Below are 17861 nucleotides of genomic sequence, written 5' to 3'. Positions count from 1 at the left end.
TCAGAGGCGGCGGCGGACGTCCTTCTCCGTGGACTCGCCGGGTTGCCACTTCTGGACCAGGTCGCCCTCGGTGGAGGGCGGGATGATTCCTTCCTCCAGGAAGGTGTAGCGGCCGGCCACCACGCGCTTCGCCGCCTTGACGTCGACGGCGTCGGTGTTGCTCCACAGCTCGGCGAACAGCGCCTCGGCGCGGTGCCGGGCCTGGCGGCTGAACAGGTCGGCCAGCTCCATGCCTTCCGGGTGCTCGCCGCGCTCGGTGCGCGCCTTGACGCACGCCGCACTGATCGCGAACAGCTCCGCCCCGATGTCGACGATGCGGCCGAGGAACGCCTGCCGGAACTCCATCTTTCCCTGCCAGCGGCTCATCCCGTAGAACGTCTCGCGGGCGAGCTTGCGGGCGGCCCGCTCGACGTAGCGCAGGTGCGCTGCCAACGGTCCGAAATCATTGAACGACGACGGCAGCTGGCCGCGCCCCACGGCCAGTTTCGGCAGCCACTTCGCGTAGAAGCCGCCGGCCTTGGCCGCGGCCTTCGCCTTGCGGCCGAAATCGGCCTCCGGGTCGATGATGTCGCCGGCCACGGAGAGGTGGGCGTCGACCGCCTCGCGGGCGATCAGCAGGTGCATGATCTCGGTCGAGCCCTCGAAGATGCGGTTGATCCGCAGGTCCCGCAGCATCTGTTCGGCCGCGACCGGACGCTCACCGCGCGCCTTGAGCGACTCGGCCGTCTCGTAGCCGCGCCCGCCGCGCACCTGGATCAGCTCGTCGGCGACCTTCCAGGCGATCTCGCTGGCGAACAGCTTGACCAGCGCGGCCTCGATGCGGATGTCGTTGCGGTCGTCGTCGGCCATCAGGCAGCACAGTTCGAGCATCGCCTGCATGCCGTAGGTGGACGCGGCGATGAACGAGATCTTCTTCGCCACCGCCTCGTGCCCGGCCACCGGGCGACCCCACTGCACCCGCTCGGCGGCCCAGTCGCGGGCGGCGGCGAGCGAGTACTTGCCGGCGCCGACACACATCGCCGGCAGCGACAGGCGCCCGGTGTTCAGCGTGGTCAGGGCGATCTTCAGGCCCTGGCCCTCGCGGCCGATGACGTTCTCCTTCGGCACCCGCACGTTGTTGAACCGGGTGACGCTGTTCTCCAGCCCACGCAGTCCCATGAAAGCATTTCGCTTTTCGACCGTGATGCCGTCGGCGTCGCCCTCGACGACGAACGCGGTGATGCCGCCGCGCCGGCCCTCGCCCTTCGGCACCGCCGCCATCACCACGAGCAGGGTCGCGAGCGTGCCGTTGGTGGCCCACAGCTTCACGCCGTTGAGCACGTAGTCGCCGTCCTCGGTCGGGACGGCGGTGCAGCCGAGGCGGGCCGGGTCGCTGCCGACGTCGGGCTCGGTGAGCAGGAACGCGGAGACCTCACCGGCGGCCAACCGGGGCAGCAGGGACTTCTTCTGCTCGTCGGTGCCGAAGAGCTTCACCGGCTGCGGCACGCCGATGGACTGGTGCGCCGAGAGCAGCGCGCCGATCGCCGGGCTCACCGAGCCGGCCAGCGCCAGCGCCTCGCAGTAGTGCAGGTTCGACAGGCCGAGGCCGCCGTACTGCTCGTCGATCTTCATCCCGAACGCGCCGAGTTCGGCGAGGCCGCGCAGCACGTCGTCGGGGATGCGGGCGTCGCGCTCGATCGCCAGCCCGTCGACGGTGGCCATGAAGTCGCGCAGCTTGGTGAGGAACACCTCGGCGCGCGCCACCTTGGCGGGATCGGGCTCGGGACGCGGGTCGATCAGGTCGAGGCGGAACCGGCCGAGGAAGAGCTCCTTGCCGAAGCTCGGCTTACGCCACTCGGTTTCCCGGGCCGCCTCCGCGACCTGGCGTGCCTGCTTCTCGGAGACATGTCGGCTGTCCGTGCTGGTCATGGTCGGCCTCCTGCTCGCGCCCTGCGTCGTGAGCCCCACGTTACCCGCGAGTTAAGTTCGCTGAAACCCCGATACGTTTGACAAAGTCAAAGAATATGGGAACGCTGTGCGGCATGACCGACGCAGTCCTCGCCGTCCGGGAGTTCAGCCGCTTCTATACCGGCGTGATCGGCCTCCTGGGCGACTACCGTCTCGCCGCGCCCTACTCGCTCACCGAGGCCCGCGTGCTGTACGAGCTCGGCCAGGCCGACGCCACCGACACGCTCGACCTGCGCACCCGGCTGTCGCTCGACCCGGGCTACCTCAGTCGCATCGTCGCGAAGCTCGACGCCGCCGGGCTCGTCACCAGCGAAAGATCCACAGTGGACGGACGCAGGCAGGTGCTGCGCCTCACCGACGCCGGCCGCGAGGTGCAACGGGACCTCGACGCCCGGTCCAGCGAACAGGTCGCGGGCCTGCTCGACGGCGCCGCCGGCACCGAGCGCGAGGCGCTGGTGGGCGCGCTGGCCACGGTCCGCTCGATCCTGTCCCGCACCCCTCGCGGTCCCGTTTCGTTGCGGTCGCTGCGGCCCGGCGATCTCGGCTGGGTGGTGCAGCGGCACGGCGCCCGGTACGCCGAGGAGTACGGCTTCGACGTGACGTTCGAGGGCCTGGTGGCGCAGATCGTCGGCGAGTTCGGTCTGGCCGGCGACGACCCGAATCAGGCCGCGTGGATCGCCGAACTCGACGGCGAGCCGGTGGGTTGCGTCTTCTGCACCCGCAAGGACGAGAAGGTGGCCCAGTTGCGGCTGCTGCTGGTGGAGCCGTCGGCGCGCGGCGCCGGCGTCGGCACGGCGCTGGTCAACGAGTGCATCCGGTTCGCCACCGCTGCCGGCTACGGTGAAATGATGTTGTGGACGAACAACATCCTGCACGCCGCCCGTCGCGTCTACCAGCGGGCGGGCTTCACGCTCGAATACGAGGGCCCGAAGCCCAACTTCGGCGTCGACCTCACCGAGCAGGTCTGGCGGAAGGCGTTGTGAGCGACCTGATCGTCTTCTCCGGGCTGCCCGGTGCCGGCAAGAGCACCCTCGCCGAGGCGTACGGCGACTGGCTCGGCGTGCCCGTCCTGTCCATCGATCCCGTCGACCGGGCGATGCAGGCGATGGGCGTCACCGAGAGCCGGCCCGGCGTGACGGCGTACGTGGTGGTCGAGGCGCTGGCCGAGGAGCACCTGCGGCGCGGCCGCGGCGTGGTGGTCGACGCGGTGAACGCCGTCGAGGTGGCCCGGCAGCAGTGGCGCGACCTCGCTGACCGCACCGGCGCCGAACTCCGGTTCGTCGAGGTGGTCTGCTCCGACCGGGCCCTGCACCGCGACCGGGTCGAGAAGCGGCACGCCGCCGACCCGTGGAAGCCCGACTGGGCCGCCGTTGCGGGCCGCGAGTTCGAGCCGTGGGCCGACGAGCGCACGGTCGTCGACTCCGCCACGGCGTCCACCGCCGACCTGCTGGACCGCCTTGCCGCTGGATAGTGTGGGTTCGATGAACAGACGAATCGTGGTGTCCGGCGGGGGCACGGGAATCGGTCGCGCGATCGCCGCGTCGTTCGCGCGGGCGGGTGACCACGTCACGATCGTCGGCCGGCGGGCCGACGTGCTGGAGAAGGTCGCGGCGGAGTACGAGACGGTGACGGCGGTGGCCGCCGACCTCACCGTGCCGGCCGACGTGGAACGCGTCGCCGCGACGCTCGACAGCGTCGACGTCGTGGTGAACAACGCCGGCGGCGCCGTCTACGACGGTCCACTGTCCACATTGGCGGACCACGCCGCCGCGTGGCGCGCGGAACTCGACGCCAACGTGCTCACCGCCGCGCTGCTCACCACCGCCCTGCTGCCCAAGGTGACCCGGCCCGGCGGCCGCGTCATCCTGATGAGCTCGGTCGCGGCGGTCAAGGGCGGCGGCGTCTACGGCGCGGCGAAGGCGGCCCTGCACGGCTGGGCGTACTCGCTGGCGACCCGGCTCGGCCCGGAGGGCATCACGGTCAACGTGGTGGCGCCGGGCTACGTCGCCGAGACCGAGTTCTTCGGCGACCGCATGTCGCCCGAGTTCCACGAGTCCCGGGTGCGCCAGACCCTGGTCGGCCGCGGCGGCGTCCCCGACGACATCGCGGCCACCGTCGACCACCTCGCCTCACCGGCGGCCGGCTACATCACCGGCCAGATCATCCACGTCAACGGCGGCTCGGTGCTAGGCCGCTGAGTTCACCCGGGTGAGGATCGCCTCGGCGAGGCGCTTCGGCTCCTGGTCGGGGATCCAGTGGGACACTCCGCGCAGCTCGACGAACTCGTACGGGCCGGTGACGTACTCGGCGCACTTCTCGGCGCCGGTGCGGCCCAGGGCCAGGTCCTGGTCGCTCCACACGTAGGTGGTGGGGATCGTCACCGGTGGCAGGTCGGGGGCGTCGCGGCGCAGGCCGCGGTACCAGTTCAGCGCGCCGGTGAGGGCGGCCCGGTCGAGCAGCGGTGCGACGTACCGGTCGATGTCGGCGGCGTCGAGGCCGGAGTCGCCGAAGATGGCGCGCAGGCGGCGGCCGTCGTCTTCGAGCAGGGTGTCCTCGGCCTTGCCGGGGATGCGGAAGAGCCTGATGTACGCGGAGCGCTGGCGCTGGTCCTCGTCGGTGGCCAGCGCGTGGGCCACGGCCGACTGGTGCGGCACCGACACCGCCGTCCAGGTGCGGAAGCGGTCGGGGTGGTGGGCGGCGGCGTACCAGCCGACGATCGCGCCCCAGTCGTGCCCGACCAGGTGCACGGGGCCGGTGATGCCGAGCGCGTCGAGGATCGCCAGGGCGTCGGCGGTGCCCTCGGCGGCCGTGTAGACCGCGGGGTCGTCGGGACGCGCACCCGGCGAGTAGCCGCGCTGATCGGGCGCGACCGTGCGCAGCCCGGCGGCGTGCAGCGCCGGACGCACCGCCGACCACATCGTGCCGTTCTGCGGGAACCCGTGCAGCAGCAGCACGGTGCCGGCGGCATCCGCCGGACCCTCGACCGACACCTCGAACGTGAACCCGCGCGCCTCGACCATGCGATCAACCCTCGTACTGGTTGGTCGGCGCGTCAATCCGGCGGGCCTCCTCGATCTCGATGTAGGGGATCACGCCGTCGTTGACGTCGTCCTTCGTCGAGCGGGTGGTGTACTTGCCCACCACCTCCAGCCAGCTGTCGGCGGCGAGGCCGGTGGGCACCTGCCCGTCGAGCCCGATCTTCACCGGACGCGCGTCGGCGGCGCAGCAGCTCAGCGTCATGCGGGCCAGGTACGGCGCCCCGTCGTGGCCGATCAGGACGAACCCGGTGAGCTGCACGCGGCGCTTGTCGAGCGACTTGCCCTCGTCGTAGACGGCGCGCGTGGCGTAGTCGACGAGGCCGACCTTCACCGGGTCGCCGGCCGGCAGCGGCGGGAAGTCGCTCGTCTCCTGGAGCGCGGTGCCGGACCGGTTCGCGGCGTACGAGCCGAGCGCGGGCGGAGCGACCAGCAGCAGCGCGAACACCGGGAGGACCAGCAGCCAGGCGACGGCGGGCTCCCGGTGGGAGTGCTCGTGATCATCATGCTTCGACCGGAGTTCGTACCACAGCGTCGCCACCGCCGCGGCGACCAGGAGGATCCCGGACGCGATCAGGAACGGCTGCAGCCCGGCCTTCACGTACCTGAGGTACAGGTCGGTGACGCTCGCCCGCAGGATCGCGCCACCGACGAGCAGCAGCACCACCGCCTGAGCCTGTCGGTTCACAACAGCACCGTCCCCACGATGACCGATATGATGATCGCCACCGCGAACGTCGCCGGTGCGAACCGGATCGCGAAGCTGCGGCCGAACGTGCCGGCCTGCATCGCGAACAGCTTCAGGTCGACCATCGGGCCGACCACCAGGAACGTCAGCCGCGCGGTGAGCGAGAACTGGGACAGCGAGGCGGCGACGAACGCGTCGGCCTCGGAGCAGATCGACAGCAGCACGGCGAGCACGGCCAGCGCGAGCACCGAGATCACCGGGTTGCCGGCGACGGCGCTCAGCCACTCCTCGGGCACCACGGCCTTCAGGGTGGCGGCGGCCATCGCGCCGAGCACGAGGAACCCGCCGGCGTGGACGATGTCGTGCCGCACGGATCCCCAGAACGCCGCCGCTTTGCCCTGCCCCTCGAACGACGGACGCGACGGCGGCTTGAGCCACTCGGTCCGGCCGAGCCGCATCCAGAGCCAGCCCATGACGCACGCGGCGAGCAGGCTGGCGACGAACCGGGCGACCACCATCTCCGGGTTGCCGGGGAACGCGACCGCGGTGGCGGTGAGCACGATCGGGTTGATCGCCGGCGCGGCGAGCAGGAACGCGAGCGCGGCCGCCGGGGTGACCCCGCGCCGCATCATCGCGCCCGCCACCGGCACCGACGCGCACTCGCAGCCGGGCAGCACCATGCCGGCGCTGGTGGCCACCGGTACGGCGAGCACCGGCTTCGACGGGAGCACCCGCGCGAAGAACGACGGCGGGACGAACACCGCGATCACCGCCGACAGCACGACCCCGAACACGAGGAACGGCATCGCCTGGGTGACCACGGCGACGAACACGGTGGTCCAGGTGGCGAGCGCGGCCCGGGAGAGGACGTCGCTGATCGGGCCCTGGAACACCACGACCGCGACGAGGAGCGCCGCCAGGGCCTCTACCGACCCGAACCGCCACTTCTGCGGTCGTTTCTCCGGGGCTTCCGCCGGAGACTCGGTCTGCGTCACGGGGATCACCATAGGACAACGGGTGTATCCGCAGGCCGGTCGGTATACGGTGCAGAGACAAATTCATGTCCGGCAGGGGAGCGCAGTGCGCTGAGAGTGCGGTTGCCGCGGAGACGGCACGGCCGCAGACCCTCGAACCTGATCTGGGTAATGCCAGCGCAGGGAGTTCGGAGGTATCCATCGTGGCAACCGCCGTGAACAACCGCTGGAGGACCGTCGACATCGTCGTCGCCTCGGTCATCGCCGTCGCGTTCGGGGTCGTGTTCTGGGCCTGGAACCTGCTCTGGAGCGCCACCGGCGCCGCCTTCGCCTTCTATCCCCCGCTGCAGTCGGTGCTGTACGGCGTCTGGCTGCTGCCGGCCGTGCTGGGCGGGTTGATCATCCGCAAGCCGGGCGCGGCCGTGTACTGCGAACTGGTCGCCTCGACGCTGTCGGCGGTGCTCGGATCGCAGTGGGGCGGCCTGGTGATCCTGCAGGGCGCGGTGGAGGGCCTCGGCGCGGAGATCGTGTTCGCGGCGTTCCTGTACCGCAGGTTCACGCTGCCGGTGGCGGCGCTGGCCGGGCTCGCGGCCGGCGCGTTCGCCGCGATCTGGGACACCTTCGCTTACTACGCAACCAACAACCTGCTCACGTTCCAGGTACCGTACGTGGTGATCACCGCGCTCAGCGCCGCCGTCATCGCGGGTGTGGGCGGCTGGGCCCTCACCACGGCGGTGGCCCGCACCGGTGTGCTCGACCGGTTCCCCGTCGGGCGGGAGAGAGCCGTCGTGTGACAAGAGTCGAACTGCGGGGGTTCGGCTGGCGGCATGCCGGACGCAAGGCCTGGGCGCTGCGCGACGTCACCCTGCGCATCGACGACGGCGAGCGGGTGCTGCTGCTCGGTGCCTCCGGCGCCGGCAAGAGCACCCTGCTCGCCGCGCTCGCGGGCCTGCTCGCCGAGGACTCCGGTGAGCAGGCCGGCACCGTGCTCGTCGACGGGAAGCCACCGCGGGCGGCCGAGGCGGGGATGCTGTTCCAGGACCCGCAGACCGCGCTGGTGATGGCCCGGGCCGGCGACGACGTCGCGTTCGGGCTGGAGAACCTCGGCGTGCCGCGGGCCGACATCTGGCCGCGCGTCGACGGGGCGCTCGCCGCGGTCGGGTTCCCGTACGGCCGCGACCGCGACACCAACGCGCTCAGCGGGGGCGAGCAGCAGCGACTGGCGCTCGCCGGGGTGCTGGCGCTGCGGCCGGGGCTGCTGCTGCTCGACGAGCCGACGGCGAACCTCGACCCGGCCGGCGCCGAGCTCATCCGCCTGCTGCTGGCCGGGCTCGACACCACGATGATCCTGGTGGAGCACCGGGTGGCCGAGGCGCTGCCGCTGGTCGAGCGGGTGGTCGTGCTGTCGCCGGCGGGCGTCGTCGCCGACGGCCCGCCGGCCGACATTTTCGGGAAACCCGGCGCCGCGCTGGCTGAGCAGGGCGTGTGGGTGCCGGGTCCGTCGCCCGTCGCGGCCAGAAGCGGGGGGACGCGCGGAGGGGTGCTCCTTTCGACCCGTGGGGCTGCGCTGGGGTACCCCGGAGAGGACACGCGCGTATTCTCAGATCTTGATCTTGAAATCGCGGAGGGTGAGGCGCTCGCGGTGCTCGGCCCGAACGGGGCCGGCAAGACGTCGTTGGCGCTGGTGCTCGGCGGCCTGCTGGCGCCGACGGCCGGTAGCGTCGCGGCGACCGCGCGGCTCGCCGGTGCCGACGCCGCGACGCCGCCGTGGAAGTGGCGGGCGCGGCAGCTGGCCGGGCGGATCGGGTCGGTGTTCCAGAACCCCGAGCACCAGTTCGTGACGTCGCGGGTGCGTGACGAGGTGGCCCTGGGTCCGCGCCGCCTGGACCGGCCGGTGCCCGACGGCCTGCTGGAACGGCTGCGGCTGGCGCACCTGGCGGAGGCGAACCCGTTCACGCTGTCCGGCGGCGAGGCCCGGCGGCTGTCGGTGGCGACGGCGCTCGCGGCCGCGCCGGCGGTGCTGGTGCTCGACGAACCGACATTCGGGCAGGACCGGCGCACCTGGATCGAACTGGTCGACCTGATCGCCGACCTGCGCGACGAGGGCCGCGGCATCGTGCTGGTGACCCACGACGAGGCCCTGGTGATGGCGGTGGCCGACCGGCGGTTCCGGCTGTGAGACTGCTGGCTCCGCTGGCGTCGGGGTCGTCTTTCCTGGGCCGGCGCAACCCGGTGGCGAAGCTCGGTGGCGCGTTCGGGCTGGTGTTCGTGCTGGTGGTGGCCGCCGATCCGGTCACCGCCCTGGTGGCGTTGGCCGGGGTGCTGGCCGCGGTGCCGCTGTTCGGGATCCGGTACGGTGCGCTGGCGCGGCGGCTGCTGCCGTTGCTTTTCGCCGCTTTCGGGGTGTTCGTGGTGACGCTGCTGTTCACCACCCGCCGCGACGAGGCGCTGTGGACGGCCGCTGGCATGTCGTTACGGTTGGTGGCGATGGCGCTGCCGGGAGTTCTGGCGTTCGCGTCGACCGACCCCACCGACCTGGCCGACGCGCTGGTGCAGCAGGCCCGTGTGCCGGCCCGGTTCGCGATCGGCGCGCTGGCCGCGTGGCGGCTGGCCCCGCTGCTGGCCGCCGACTGGGAGGCGTTGACGCTGGCACGGCGCGCCCGCGGCATCGACGCCGGCTGGAACCCGGTGGCCCGGATCCACCTGTTCGCGGGCACCACGTTCGCCCTGCTAGTCGGCGCGATCCGGCGCGGCACCCGCCTGGCGGCGGCGATGGACGCCCGCGCCTTCGACGCCGGCCACTCCCGAACGGTGGCCCGCCCCCAGCCCTTCGGGGCGGCGGACGCCGCTCTGGTGGTCGCGTGCGTGGCCCTCGGCGTGCTGGCGGTGACCCTGAGCGTGGCGTTGGGGACGTTCCGCCCCCTGTTTTGACGCTCAGAGATCTTGGACTCCGTGCGGTGCTCCAGGCCCGCGTGGAGTCCAAGATCGGTTAGTGGATCTCCGGGGCCACCGGGTTGGGCAGGGCGCCGCCGAAGCGGCGGTCGCGCTTGGCGAACAGCTCGCAGGCGTACCAGAGGTGGCGGCGGTCGAAGTCGGGCCACATGGTGTCGAGCGAGATGAACTCGGCGTACGCGGCCTGCCAGATGAGGAAGTTCGACAGCCGCTGCTCGCCCGACGACCGGAGCACCAGGTCGACATCTGGCATGTCGGGGACGTACATGTACTTCGCCAGCGTCGCCTCGGAGACGCGGTTGGGGTTCAGCTTGCCGGCCGCGGCGTCGGCGGCCATCCGCGCGGCGGCGTCGGCCAGCTCGGCGCGCCCGCCGTAGTTGACGCACATGGTGAGCGTCATCCGCTTGTTGTCACGGGTGACGTTCTCCGCCTCCTGCAACTCGGAGATGACGCTGCGCCACAACCGGGGACGCCGGCCGGCCCACCGCACCCGCACCCCGCGCTCGTGCAGTTCGTCACGCCGCCGGTGGATCGTGTCGCGGCTGAAGCCCATGAGGAAGCGGACCTCCTCGGGCGACCGCGTCCAGTTCTCGGTGGAGAACGCGTACGCCGACACCCACTGGACGCCGAGCTCAAGCGCGCCCTCGACGATCTCGAACAGCGCGTGCTCGCCGGCGGTGTGGCCGGCGGTGCGGGGCAGGCCACGGGACTTCGCCCAGCGCCCGTTGCCGTCCATGATCACCGCGACGTGCCGTGGCACCGCCTCGGCCGGAATGGCCGGGGGCTTCACTCCCGAGGGGTGCGGCGTCGGGTCGCGGTACTTCACTGCTCTTCTCTCTCCCTCATGTGCCGGATCGATCGACCAGCGGCAGCGAGCGTAGCGCGCGTTCCAGGTGCCATTGCAGGTGCGCCGCCACCAGGCCGCTCGCCTCCCGCTGCACCGCAACCGGGCTGGCTTCGGCACCGACCCAGTCGCCCTCGATGAGGGCGGACATGAGCACGAGCGTCGAGGGGGCTGGGTTCGCGGCGCCGGGTGGCCGGCAGTCCGGGCAGACACTACCGCCTGCGGGCACCGAGAAGGCACGGTGCGGTCCTGGCGATGCGCAGACGGCACACTCCCGAAGCGCCGGCGCCCACCCAGCGTACGACATCGCCCGCAACAGGTACGCGTCGAGCACCAGCGGCGCCGGCTTCTCACCGGCACCCAGCGACCGCAACGCGCCCAGCGTCAACTGGAACAGCGTCAACGACGGCTCGTGCTCCTCCGGCGACAGCCGCTCGGCCGTCTCGGCGATCGCGCTCGCCGCGGTGTACCGCGGATAGTCCTCGAGGAAGGCCCGGCCCAGCAGGTCGATGCCCTCCACCTGGTTGACCGTGTGGAGGGTGCGCCCCTCGGCCAACTGAACGTCGATGTGCCCGAACGGCTCCAACCGGGCGCCGAACCGCGACAGCGTCCGACGCACGCCCTTGGCGACGGCGCGCACCCGGCCGTGCCGCCGGGTGAGCATCGTGATGATCCGGTCGGACTCGCCCAGCTTCTGCACCCGCAGGACGACGGCGTCGTCGCGGTAGAGCTTGCGCTGGAAGTGGGGCACGAACGTCAGTCTAGAAACCGAGCTTGCGCAGCTGACGAGGGTCACGTTGCCAGTCTTTCGCCACCCGGACGTGCAGATCGAGGTAGACCTTCGTACCGAGCAGCTCCTCGATCTCGCCCCGCGCCTTGGTGCCGACGCCCTTGAGCCGCTCGCCGCGGTGGCCGATCACGATCGCCTTCTGGCTCGACCGCTCCACGTACACGTCGGCGTAGACCTTCGTGAGATTGCCCTCCCGGATCAGCTCCTCGACCACCACGGCGATCGAGTGCGGCAGCTCGTCGCGGACGCCCTCCAGCGCCGCCTCCCGCACCATCTCCGCGATCAGCACCTGTTCCGGTTCGTCGGTGATCATGCCGTCGGGATAAAGCTGAGGTGACGCGGGGAGGTGGCTGGTCAGCACCTCGATGAGCCGGTCGAGGTTCTCCCCGCTCACGGCGCTCACCGGCACGATGTCGGCGAACGGGTGCAGCTCCTGCACGGCGAGCAGCCGCGCGGCCAGCTTCTCCCGGGGCACGAGGTCGGCCTTGGTGACGACGGCGATCACGGTCGCCTTCAGCTCGCCGACCTCGGCGGCGATGAACCGGTCGCCCCGGCCCACGTCCTCGTCGGCGGGCATGCACAGGCCGATCACGTCGACCTCGCTCCACGTCTGGCGCACCAGGTCGCCCAGCCGCTCGCCGAGCAGCGTGCGCGGCCGGTGCAGCCCCGGCGTGTCGACGAGGATCACCTGCGCGTCGGGCTGGTGCACCACGCCCCGGATCACGTGCCGGGTGGTCTGCGGGCGGTTGGAGGTGATCGCGATCTTCTGCCCGACGAGCGCGTTCAGCAGCGTCGACTTGCCGGCGTTCGGTCGCCCGACGAAGCAGGCGAATCCAGCTTTGTAGTCCATTAGTTGATGATTGTGCCGACCAGGGCACCGTCGGGCGCGGCCAGGTGCACCGGCGCGGTGGCCGCGAGGTCGCGGACCGCGGCCAGCCCCGGGTCGTCCACAGTGGACGCCTCGGTGACCACCGCCGCCGCCTCCAGCCGCGCCGCACCCGCCGACACCGCGCTCGCCACCGCCACCTGCAACGCCGACAGCGTCATCGACGGCAGTGCCACCCCGGCCGCGGCGTAGGTGCGGCCGTCGCCGTCACGCACCGCCGCGCCCTCGATCGCGTTGATCCGCGCCCGGGCCGACCGGGCGAGCGTCACCAGCTTCGCGTCCTCCGCGGACAACTGCTCAAGCATCGGCGGGTTGCCTCTCCTGGACGTCGTCGTACTCCCGGTCTTCGGCGTCGACCCGCTGCACCAGCACCGTGTCGATGCGGTTACGCCGGCCGGTGGTGCCCTCCGCCACCAGGCGCAGGCCGCGGATCTCCGCCGTGGCACCCGGAATGGGCACCCGGCCGAGCGCCTGGGCGAGCAGGCCGCCGACGGTCTCCACCTCGCCGTCGTCGAGTTCGACGCCGAACAGCTCGCCGAGATCCTCGACCGGGAGCCGGGCCGTGACCCGCACCGCACCGTCGTCGAGCCGCTCCACCGGAGGACGCTCCGCGACATCGTACTCATCGGCGATCTCGCCGACGATCTCCTCCACGATGTCTTCGATGGTGACCAGCCCCGCCGTGCCGCCGTACTCGTCGACCACGACCGCCATGTGCGTGCGGCCGGCCTGCATCTCCCGCAGCAGGTCGTCGATCGGCTTGGACTCCGGCACGAACGTCGCCGGCCGCATGATGCCGCCCACCGGCTCGAGCCCCGCCTCCGGATCGTCGTCGCTCGTGCGGCGCACCAGGTCTTTCAGGTAGACGATCCCGAGGACGTCGTCGACGTTCTCGCCGATCACCGGTATCCGGGAGAAGCCGCTACGCAACGCCAGCACCAGCCCCTGCCGCAGCGTCTTCGTGGCCTCGATCCACACCATCTCGGTGCGCGGCACCATCACCTCGCGGGCGATCGTGTCGCCCAGCGCGAACACCGAGTTGATCATCTCGCGTTCGCCGTGCTCGACCACGCCCCGCTGCTCGGCCAGCTCCACCAGCTCGCGCAGCTCCACCGTCGTCGCGAACGGGCCCTGGCGGTAGCCCTTGCCGGGCGTCACCGCATTACCGACCAGAATGAGCAGGGACGCCAGCGGCCCGAGGGCCCGGCCGAGCCACCGCACCAGCGGGGCCACCGCGCGTCCCACCGTGTACGCGTGCTGACGGCCCAGCGTCCGCGGACCGACACCGACCACGACGAAGCTCACCACCGTCATCGACCCGGCGGTGATCAGCGCCGCACTCCACGTGGCCCCGTACTGGCCCATCGTCACCAGCGCCACCAGCGTGGTCGCGACCAGTTCGCACGCCAGCCGCAGCAGCAGGAGCAGGTTGATGTGCCGCGGCGCGTCGACGGCGACGGCCTGGAGCGCCTTCGCGCCCCGGACGCCCTCCCGGGCGAGCTCCCCCGCCCGCGCCGGGGAGACGGCGGCCAGCGCCGCCTCGGTACTGGCGAACAGCCCGGCGAGCACCACCAACCCGGCCGCCGTGGTGAGCAGGGTCGTCGTCGCCATGATCAGGACCTACTTCGCCGGGCCGGATCGGGACGTTCGCCAACTGTCGAGCAGGCGGGCCTGCAACCCGAACATCTCGCGCTCCTCGTCGGGCTCGGCGTGGTCGTAGCCGAGCAGGTGCAGCGTGCCGTGGACCGTGAGCAGCGCCAACTCGTCGCCCGTGCTGTGCCCGGCCTGCGCCGCTTGCTTCGCGGCCACCTCCGGGCAGAGCACGATGTCACCGAGCAGCGCCGGCTCACCACCGTTGGACTCACCGGGCCCGTGGTCGACGCTGCTCTCGTCCATCGGGAACGCGAGCACGTCGGTGGGGCCGTCACCGTCCATCCAGCGGTGGTTCAGCTCCGCCATGTACTCGGCCTCGACCAGCAGGATCGACAGCTCCGCGAGCGGGTTGACCCCCATCTCGTCCAGGGCGTGACGGGCGACCGACTGGATGGCGTCGGAGTCAACCTCGACACCGCTCTCGTTGGCGATCTCGATCGACACGGGTTCCTCTTTGTGGGTTATGTCTCTTTTATACGCTGCTGTGCCGGCTTAGCGGCGGCGGCCGCGGCCGTGGGCCTGCCGGCCGGGAATCGCGTGGACGCCCTGCTGGCCCTGCTGTTCCTGGCTCTCCTGAGCCGCGTCCCACCGGTCGTACGCGTCGACGATATTGCTCACCAGCCGGTGCCGCACGACATCGGCGCTCCCCAACATCGAGAAGTGGACGTCTGCCAGCCCGTCGAGAATGTCTCGCACCACCCGCAGGCCGCTGCGCGTACCACCGGGCAGGTCGACCTGGGTGACGTCACCGGTGACAACGATCTTCGACCCGAACCCGAGCCGCGTGAGGAACATCTTCATCTGTTCGGGCGTGGTGTTCTGCGCCTCGTCGAGAATGATGAACGCGTCGTTAAGCGTGCGCCCACGCATGTAGGCCAGCGGCGCCACCTCGATCGTGCCGGCGGCGATCAGCTTGGGGATCGACTCGGGGTCGATCATGTCGTGGAGGGCGTCGTACAGGGGACGCAGGTAGGGGTCGATCTTGTCGTAGAGCGTGCCGGGCAGGAAGCCCAGGCGCTCGCCGGCCTCGACCGCGGGCCGCGTGAGGATGATGCGGTTCACCTGCTTGGCCTGCAGCGACTGCACAGCCTTGGCCATGGCCAGGTACGTCTTGCCGGTGCCGGCGGGGCCGATGCCGAACACGATGGTGTGCTGGTCGATCGCGTCGACGTACTTCTTCTGGCCGAGCGTCTTGGGGCGGATGGTGCGCCCGCGCCGGGACAGGATGTTGAGCGTGAGTACCTCGGCGGGCCGCTCGGTGGTGCCTTCCTCGAGCATGCCGACGGTGCGCCGCACGGCGTCAGCGGTCAGTGTCTCGCCCTTCTGGATGAGTTCGAGCAGTTCGGAGAAGATGCGCTCGGCCAGCGCGTTGTCGGCCGGCTGGCCGGTGATCGTGATCTGGTTGCCGCGGACGTGGACGTCGCTGGCGATCGAGCTCTCGACGAGCTTGAGCAGTTCGTCGCGCGCGCCGAGCAGCCTGACCATCACGTGCGGGTCGTCGACGGTGATCCTGGTCTGCACGTGTGCCGCTGGAACGCCGGGGTTCGCGGGGGGCTGCGTCTCGGTCATGGGCGGCCAACTGGGGCCTGGTACTCCTGGTTCTCAAGTCTCGGTGACTCGCCCCATGGTATCCGCCCCCGCGCGACCGGTCCCGCCCTTATCCTCCGCGTTTGGCGAACGAGGCCTGTGCGAGCAGGTACGCGGGCAGCCCGGCCGTGTGCTCGTCGGCGTCGAGGCCGGACCAGTGGACGATCACCGTCTCCGTCCCGGTGGCGACGGCGAACGCGCGTTCGGGCTTGTCGGCCGGCCCGAACGCCACCTCCCGGCCGGGGCCGGGCGCCGCGGTGAACTCGCGCGTCCGCAGGCCGGCGGCCTTGTCGCCGACCTGGGCGAGCAGGGCCGCCCGGATATCCGTACCGGTCGCCCGGAACACCCGGATGAACCCGATCACCCCGGCGGCCTTGCCGTCGATCTCGCAGGCCAGGGTGTGCGGGCCGAGGAGCTTGGCGGCGTCGGCGGGCACGGCCCTGGCGGTCCACTTGTCGGCCAGGTCGAAGATCGCCGGCACCGCGCAGGCGGGGTAGCTGGTGCCGGCGGCGTCGGCGGGCTGCGGGTCGTTCCAGTTCTCGGTGGGCACGTCGGGCGCCGACGCTGTCGCCGTCACCGACGCCGCCGGGGACCCGGCGGGGGGCGCGACCGTGGGGTCGGGGTCGGACCCGCACGCTGCCAACGCCAGGAGAGTGAGGACCGGAAGAAGAAGACGTCTCATGCCCCGCAGATCCCGGTGAGCGTCTCCTCGGCGGCGCCGGCCGCTTCGCCGGCGGTGTCCGCCGTCGCGTTGTCCATGTCCTTGGCGAGGACGGTGAGCGCGTCCTTGAGCTGCTGGTTGTTCGCGGTCTTCCCCAGGTTCTCGAACTTGGTCTTGTACTCCTTCGACAGCGGCACGACCTCGTTGAGGACCTTCTCCATCTCGGCCTCGTCGGTCTTCTGCACCGCGCGGGCGAGGATCTCGGCGATCTTCTTCTTGTACTCCTCGCCGAGGGCCTTGGCGTCGGTGCACACCTGCTTGGTGTTGTCGGCCGTGCCGGTCGAGGAGGCGGCCGGCGGCGCCGAGTCGTTCCCTCCGGACGATCCGTCGCAACCGGCGCCGAACAGGACGGCGGACGCGAAAATCGCGGTCAATATCAATTTACGCATGTGAATTTCCTTCCCGGCGGAAGGAGCACCATACACGGCGGCGTGTCAGCCGGGCTCGCTGGCGACCGTCCCGTCGAAGGACTCCTGACCGCGGGTGAACCGGTACGTCGCCCAGTGCATCCGCACCACCGCACCCGACCCGTCGCGGGTGAGCCGGAGCAGCTCGCCGGCCTCCCGACCGGACTCGGTGCGCAGCACGTCGGGCCGGTCCTCGACCGCGGCGAACACCGCCGGCGGCCGCGCGGGGGGATCGTCGACGTCGCGGGCGTGCAGCCGGCCGTCGCGCCAGAAGAAGACGTACTCGAAGCCCTCGCCCCACCAGCGGCCGAGCACCGAGCGCAGCGCGCTGGGCGCGGGTTCGCCCGGCGTCCAGGGCTCGATGTCGGCGGGGTCCTCGGCGACCACGGCGCGTAGCAACGTGTGCGCGAGCTGCAGCACCTCCACGCCGGTGCCCGACGATCCGAGCGTGGCCACGCCGAGGCCGGGCGGCACGCCCTCGCCGCCGCGCCGGCCGTAGGCGGCGGCGAGGAAGCCGGGCATCGCGCCGCCGTGCCCGACGTGGAGGATCCGGTCGTCACCGGCCTGCGGGACGACGTTGAGGCCGAGCCCGAACGCCGCGTACCAGCGGGCCTCCTCGGCGACGGTGCGGGGCCAGCGCATCTCGTCGACGGTCGACGCCGCGAGCACCGCGCCGGCGGGGTCCACTGTGGACGGATCGGCGAGGAAACCGGCCCACCTGGCCATGTCGGTGGCCGTGCTCCAGAGCTGGGCGGCGGGCGCGAGCGCGCGGCACTCCAGCACGGGTTCGCGCCGCGCGTGGTCGGAGTACGCGTCGACGAGGTAACCCGGCACGGCCCGTGACGTGGGTTCGACCGTCGTCGCCGACAGGCCCATCGGTTCGAGGATCCGGGTGGCGAGCGCCGCCGCCCACGGCACGCCACGCAGCCGCGCGACCACCTGGCCGAGCAGCGCGTACGCGAGGTTCGAGTAGTGCGTCTGCCGGCCGCCGGGGAGCACCCGCTCGGCGCGGTCGAGGGTGGCGAGCAGTTCCGCGTCGCTCGGGGCGCGCAAGGTGTCCCACATGTCGCCGTACGGTTCGCGTTGCAGGCCACCGGTGTGCGACAGCAGCCGGGCGACGGTGATGTCGCCGTGCGCCGGCACGTCGAGATGCCGGCCGATGGGGTCGTCGAGGTCGAGCAGGCCGTCGTCGCGGCACTGCAGCACCAGCACGGCCGTGAAGGTCTTGGTGATCGAGCCGATCCGGAACCGGGCGTCGGCGTCGCTCCCGACCTGGAAAGACCACAGTGGACGGTCGGCGCGGTGCACGGCCACCGACACCGCCGGGATCCGGCCCTTCCGCTGGGCCAGCCGGACGTGCCGCTCGTAGGCCTTCAC

The 17861-nt window shown here is 71.6% G+C and carries 20 protein-coding genes and 1 riboswitch; of the genes, 6 read left to right on the top strand and 14 right to left on the bottom strand.

Annotated elements, in window-relative coordinates; translation table 11 throughout:
* Window positions 1–1908 (bottom strand): acyl-CoA dehydrogenase family protein, encoded by a 1908-nt coding sequence (locus tag Vau01_RS44270; protein ID WP_204006219.1) that lies wholly within the window; start codon window positions 1906–1908, stop codon window positions 1–3.
* A 113-nt stretch (window positions 1909–2021) separates the two neighbouring features.
* Between Vau01_RS44270 and Vau01_RS44265 the strand changes: the two genes are divergently transcribed.
* Genes Vau01_RS44265 through Vau01_RS44255 form a run of 3 tightly spaced genes read left to right on the top strand, consistent with a single transcriptional unit; the run spans window position 2022 to window position 4145 of the window.
* A complete protein-coding gene (locus Vau01_RS44265; RefSeq protein WP_204006218.1) occupies window positions 2022–2930 on the top strand; it encodes a bifunctional helix-turn-helix transcriptional regulator/GNAT family N-acetyltransferase in 909 nt (302 codons plus the stop codon).
* Entirely contained in the window at window positions 2927–3418 is a 492-nt protein-coding gene (locus Vau01_RS44260) for a P-loop nucleotide/nucleoside kinase family protein (protein WP_239152336.1), read from the top strand. The genes Vau01_RS44265 and Vau01_RS44260 overlap by 4 nt, the downstream gene beginning before the upstream one ends.
* A gap of 10 nt (window positions 3419–3428) precedes the next feature.
* Window positions 3429–4145 carry an SDR family NAD(P)-dependent oxidoreductase gene (locus Vau01_RS44255; RefSeq protein WP_204006216.1) on the top strand — a complete coding sequence of 239 codons (717 nt, stop codon included), beginning with the start codon at window positions 3429–3431 and terminating at the stop codon, window positions 4143–4145.
* On the opposite strand, the gene Vau01_RS44250 is transcribed toward Vau01_RS44255, so the two are convergent.
* From Vau01_RS44250 to Vau01_RS44240, 3 genes are read right to left on the bottom strand one after another with little or no spacing between them, the layout of a single operon-like run.
* Window positions 4134–4967 carry an alpha/beta fold hydrolase gene (locus tag Vau01_RS44250; RefSeq protein WP_204006215.1) on the bottom strand — a complete coding sequence of 278 codons (834 nt, stop codon included), beginning with the start codon at window positions 4965–4967 and terminating at the stop codon, window positions 4134–4136. The two genes, Vau01_RS44255 and Vau01_RS44250, sit on opposite strands and share 12 nt — an antisense overlap.
* A gap of 4 nt (window positions 4968–4971) precedes the next feature.
* Window positions 4972–5670, bottom strand: a complete 699-nt coding sequence (locus Vau01_RS44245; RefSeq protein ID WP_204006214.1) for a TIGR03943 family putative permease subunit — start codon at window positions 5668–5670, stop codon at window positions 4972–4974.
* Window positions 5667–6677 (bottom strand): permease, encoded by a 1011-nt coding sequence (locus tag Vau01_RS44240; RefSeq protein WP_204006213.1) that lies wholly within the window; start codon window positions 6675–6677, stop codon window positions 5667–5669. The genes Vau01_RS44245 and Vau01_RS44240 overlap by 4 nt, the downstream gene beginning before the upstream one ends.
* Window positions 6678–6729: 52 nt before the next feature.
* A riboswitch (TPP riboswitch) is annotated at window positions 6730–6848 on the top strand.
* On the opposite strand from Vau01_RS44240, the gene Vau01_RS44235 reads away from it, so the two are divergent.
* From Vau01_RS44235 to Vau01_RS44225, 3 genes are all read left to right on the top strand, one after another.
* Complete coding sequence (locus Vau01_RS44235; protein ID WP_204006212.1) at window positions 6848–7438, top strand: ECF transporter S component; 591 nt, start codon at window positions 6848–6850, stop codon at window positions 7436–7438. Its footprint overlaps the riboswitch before it by 1 nt.
* Entirely contained in the window at window positions 7435–8823 is a 1389-nt protein-coding gene (locus Vau01_RS44230; protein ID WP_204006211.1) for an ABC transporter ATP-binding protein, read from the top strand. The genes Vau01_RS44235 and Vau01_RS44230 overlap by 4 nt, the downstream gene beginning before the upstream one ends.
* Window positions 8820–9575, top strand: a complete 756-nt coding sequence (locus Vau01_RS44225) for an energy-coupling factor transporter transmembrane component T family protein (RefSeq protein ID WP_204006209.1) — start codon at window positions 8820–8822, stop codon at window positions 9573–9575. The genes Vau01_RS44230 and Vau01_RS44225 overlap by 4 nt, the downstream gene beginning before the upstream one ends.
* 58 nt (window positions 9576–9633) lie before the next feature.
* Here Vau01_RS44225 and Vau01_RS44220 read toward each other — a convergent pair whose 3' ends face one another.
* The 10 genes from Vau01_RS44220 to Vau01_RS44175 form a co-directional block, all read right to left on the bottom strand.
* The gene (locus Vau01_RS44220) at window positions 9634–10422 is read right to left on the bottom strand and encodes an isoprenyl transferase (protein ID WP_204006208.1); all 789 of its coding nucleotides are present in this window, start codon (window positions 10420–10422) and stop codon (window positions 9634–9636) included.
* A 16-nt stretch (window positions 10423–10438) separates the two neighbouring features.
* On the bottom strand, window positions 10439–11191 hold the full coding sequence (gene recO, locus Vau01_RS44215) for a DNA repair protein RecO (protein ID WP_204006206.1): 753 nt from the start codon (window positions 11189–11191) through the stop codon (window positions 10439–10441).
* Between the two features lie 10 nt (window positions 11192–11201).
* On the bottom strand, window positions 11202–12080 hold the full coding sequence (gene era, locus Vau01_RS44210) for a GTPase Era (protein WP_204006204.1): 879 nt from the start codon (window positions 12078–12080) through the stop codon (window positions 11202–11204).
* Window positions 12080–12421, bottom strand: coding sequence for a cytidine deaminase-like protein (locus tag Vau01_RS44205; RefSeq protein ID WP_204006203.1), 342 nt, complete (start codon window positions 12419–12421; stop codon window positions 12080–12082). Before Vau01_RS44205 ends, era begins: the two co-directional genes overlap by 1 nt.
* Window positions 12414–13727 carry a hemolysin family protein gene (locus Vau01_RS44200; protein WP_204006202.1) on the bottom strand — a complete coding sequence of 438 codons (1314 nt, stop codon included), beginning with the start codon at window positions 13725–13727 and terminating at the stop codon, window positions 12414–12416. Before Vau01_RS44200 ends, Vau01_RS44205 begins: the two co-directional genes overlap by 8 nt.
* A 9-nt stretch (window positions 13728–13736) precedes the next feature.
* Window positions 13737–14213: an rRNA maturation RNase YbeY gene (gene ybeY / locus Vau01_RS44195; RefSeq protein WP_204006201.1), complete on the bottom strand. Its 477-nt coding sequence runs from the start codon at window positions 14211–14213 to the stop codon at window positions 13737–13739.
* Between the two features lie 48 nt (window positions 14214–14261).
* Window positions 14262–15338: a PhoH family protein gene (locus tag Vau01_RS44190; protein WP_204006200.1), complete on the bottom strand. Its 1077-nt coding sequence runs from the start codon at window positions 15336–15338 to the stop codon at window positions 14262–14264.
* 88 nt (window positions 15339–15426) lie between these two features.
* Window positions 15427–16038: a lipoprotein gene (locus Vau01_RS44185; RefSeq protein WP_204006199.1), complete on the bottom strand. Its 612-nt coding sequence runs from the start codon at window positions 16036–16038 to the stop codon at window positions 15427–15429.
* On the bottom strand, window positions 16035–16466 hold the full coding sequence (locus tag Vau01_RS44180) for a hypothetical protein (RefSeq protein ID WP_204006198.1): 432 nt from the start codon (window positions 16464–16466) through the stop codon (window positions 16035–16037). The genes Vau01_RS44185 and Vau01_RS44180 overlap by 4 nt, the downstream gene beginning before the upstream one ends.
* Window positions 16467–16511: 45 nt before the next feature.
* Complete coding sequence (locus Vau01_RS44175; protein ID WP_239152334.1) at window positions 16512–17861, bottom strand: serine hydrolase domain-containing protein; 1350 nt, start codon at window positions 17859–17861, stop codon at window positions 16512–16514.

Source organism: Virgisporangium aurantiacum, from assembly GCF_016863635.1.
Classification (GTDB): Bacteria; Actinomycetota; Actinomycetes; order Mycobacteriales; family Micromonosporaceae; genus Virgisporangium; species Virgisporangium aurantiacum.
This window is presented reverse-complemented; position numbering and strand designations above follow the sequence as displayed.